The 2501-nt window shown below is 45.3% G+C and carries 5 protein-coding genes; all 5 read left to right on the forward strand.

All coding sequences use genetic code 11. The features are described 5' to 3' along the window. Window positions 1-684, forward strand: a 684-nt coding sequence (locus OW491_RS18030) for a transposase (protein ID WP_290037276.1), incomplete at its 5' end; no start/stop codon positions are given. After that, complete coding sequence (locus tag OW491_RS18035) at window positions 681-866, forward strand: hypothetical protein (protein ID WP_290037277.1); 186 nt, start codon at window positions 681-683, stop codon at window positions 864-866. The genes OW491_RS18030 and OW491_RS18035, both read left to right, overlap by 4 nt. A gap of 34 nt (window positions 867-900) precedes the next feature. After that, entirely contained in the window at window positions 901-1848 is a 948-nt protein-coding gene (locus tag OW491_RS18040; protein WP_102582816.1) for an AAA family ATPase, read from the forward strand. Between the two features lie 8 nt (window positions 1849-1856). Continuing rightward, complete coding sequence (locus OW491_RS18045) at window positions 1857-2069, forward strand: hypothetical protein (protein WP_017096628.1); 213 nt, start codon at window positions 1857-1859, stop codon at window positions 2067-2069. Window positions 2070-2079: 10 nt separating this feature from the next. Continuing rightward, window positions 2080-2406, forward strand: a complete 327-nt coding sequence (locus OW491_RS18050; RefSeq protein WP_102582815.1) for a hypothetical protein — start codon at window positions 2080-2082, stop codon at window positions 2404-2406. The last annotated feature ends 95 nt before the right edge of the window (window positions 2407-2501 follow it).

Raw genomic sequence — 2501 nt, forward strand, 5'->3', positions numbered from 1 at the left:
AGCGTGATATTAGGCAAAGGTCACGGCCAAGCCAAACCGATAGAACGTGCGTTTGGTGTGGGTGGCCTTGAAGAGTACATCGATAAACATCCACTTTGCCGTGGCGCTTATACAGGCCCGAACCCAATGGCAAAACCAGACAACTACGGAAGCAAGGCGATCGACGCGGAAGACTTTCTACAAGCCATCGCTAAAGGCGTGGAAATGTACAACGCGAGAGAGAACCGACACACCGAAGTGTGCAAAGGGTTTATGAGCTTTAACCAAGCGTTCAATGCCAGCTATGAAACGGCAGCAATACGCAAGGCAACCACCGACCAATTGCAAATGATGATGCTTCAAGCCGAGGCAGTAAGAGTGTCTAAACACGGCACCATTTCACTGGACGCTGGCGGCAGTTTGAAAGGCCGTAAGAACCGCTATTACAGCGAATCGATGATGAACCATGTTGGCCAAAAACTCGTGGCACGTTTCGACCCATTAAAGCTGCATGAATCTATCGAGGTTTACACCTTGAATGGCGTTCGAATTTGTACCGCTGAATGTCTTGATAAGACCTCGGAGATGTGTATAAGACACAAGCAGCAAGAGAGCACAAACGCAAACGCACACAATTTACAAAAGCGAACAAGATTGCTGCGCAAGCTCAAACTGATATTGATGCGTTGGAAGTGGCCGCAATGATGAAGCCACTTGAAGAAGAAGTGCTACCTGAAAGCAAAGTGGTTGAACCATTCAGACCCGTATCGATTGGCAACACGGCGGCTAAGGCCATAGCGCTAGAAGATGAAGACGAAGACTACGAACAGAACTTCAGCCAAAGCGTTTCAAACCTGTTTGAACAGAAATTCAAAAACAAGCTTTAAACCCTATTTAAACCTTCCATAAATGGAGATTGATATGAATACAAACGTAGTTGAACTAGGCAATGCAGAGGCTAAGCAAACCGACACATTAATGCGCATTCGTGCATTAACAGAATCGAAGGTTGTTTCAGCGTCTCAGATTGCAAAAGAGATCAGCGTATCACCTGCCACGCTAAGCCAAATCTTGAACGGTTCATACAAAGCTGACCCAGCCAAGATGATCAAAAAAATAGACCGCTGGCTTTCTTATCGCGCTGAGAAAACAACCGCCCCAAGCAAAGACCCTGGCTTTGTGATGACCCAAACCGCAAAACAGATTATCGATGACCTGCGTTATGCGCATGGCTCGTCAGATATTGCTTGTATCTATGGAGCCTCTGGTGTCGGCAAAACGAAGACGCTTCGTAATTACATGCAGTCAAATAATAACGTATGGATGATCACGATTAGCCCGAGCATTTCAAGCTTAGTTGGTTGCCTTTACGAATTGGCGATGGAGCTAGGGCTAACTAACGCTCCTCGAAGAAAAGATGCCTTAGCAAGGGCGATTAGAAACAGGCTCATTGGGACGAATGGATTGGTCATTATCGATGAAGCTGATCACTTGAAATATGAAGCTTTAGAGGAGTTCAGAGCGATTCAAGAGTATTGCGAGGTTGGCATGGTGATGGCGGGCAATAACAAAGTTTACACCCAGTTTACGGGGGGACGTCGTAATGAAGATTTTGCCCGTTTGTTTTCACGTATAGGCAAGAAACGTGGCATCCACAAAACCAAGCAAGCAGACGTTCGTGCCATTGCTGATGCTTGGAACGTAAACGGCGAGTCTGAACGCGGGTTAATGCTGCAAATCAGTGAGCGTCCAGGTGGCCTTAGATTGCTAAGCAAAACACTCAAACTGGCGACGATGTTTTCCAAAGACCAGACCATTAGTGAGCAAGTGCTGCGCAAAGCGTTTGCTGAATTAGAAACCAACGATTGAGGTGAAATATGAAGCAATTTATTGAGTGGCTGAAATGGTCGGTATACAGAATCCAAGTAGCCAAAGAAATGCACATTCGATTTTCTGGAACTTGGTCATTTTACGAATGTTGGAGTTACGCAATTTGTTTTCAATGTAGCTACGAAAGCATGGTTCAAGCAGGTGATAAGCCAATAGCTGTAGATGATGTTGAAGAAGAAATTTCATGTTGGAACGATTAAGGAAATACCAATGATGCATCTAAATGAAAAACGTCGCGCTGTGGCTAATGCCCTATCTCGATTAGAAACGGCAGGAAGCTTGATCGTGAATGTAAGCACTGGCATTGCCATCCCTGTTATTACAATCGAGTTTCCACCTGTATGGCTTGTTAGTAAATCAAACGAAGTGCGTGAACAGGCGGGTAAGACACTTAAATTTTCACACATCGCAAAGCTTAGCGGTTGCCTAGTTCGCTGGGTAGAAAGTGAGACCGACAACATCAACGCGAAATACATAACTCAGTACTTAAACCCATACGCACCTGAGCTTATTGCGGTGCAGCCTAAGAATTTTTAATAAGTGAGAAAAACAATGACTAATCAAACCCAACAACCTGAAGGCTGGAAGCTAGACCGTAAAGGCCTGTCTCTTATACACATCTCCGAGCCCAC

Source organism: Neptunomonas sp. CHC150 (assembly GCF_030397555.1).
Classification (GTDB): domain Bacteria; phylum Pseudomonadota; class Gammaproteobacteria; order Pseudomonadales; family Balneatricaceae; genus Neptunomonas; species Neptunomonas phycophila.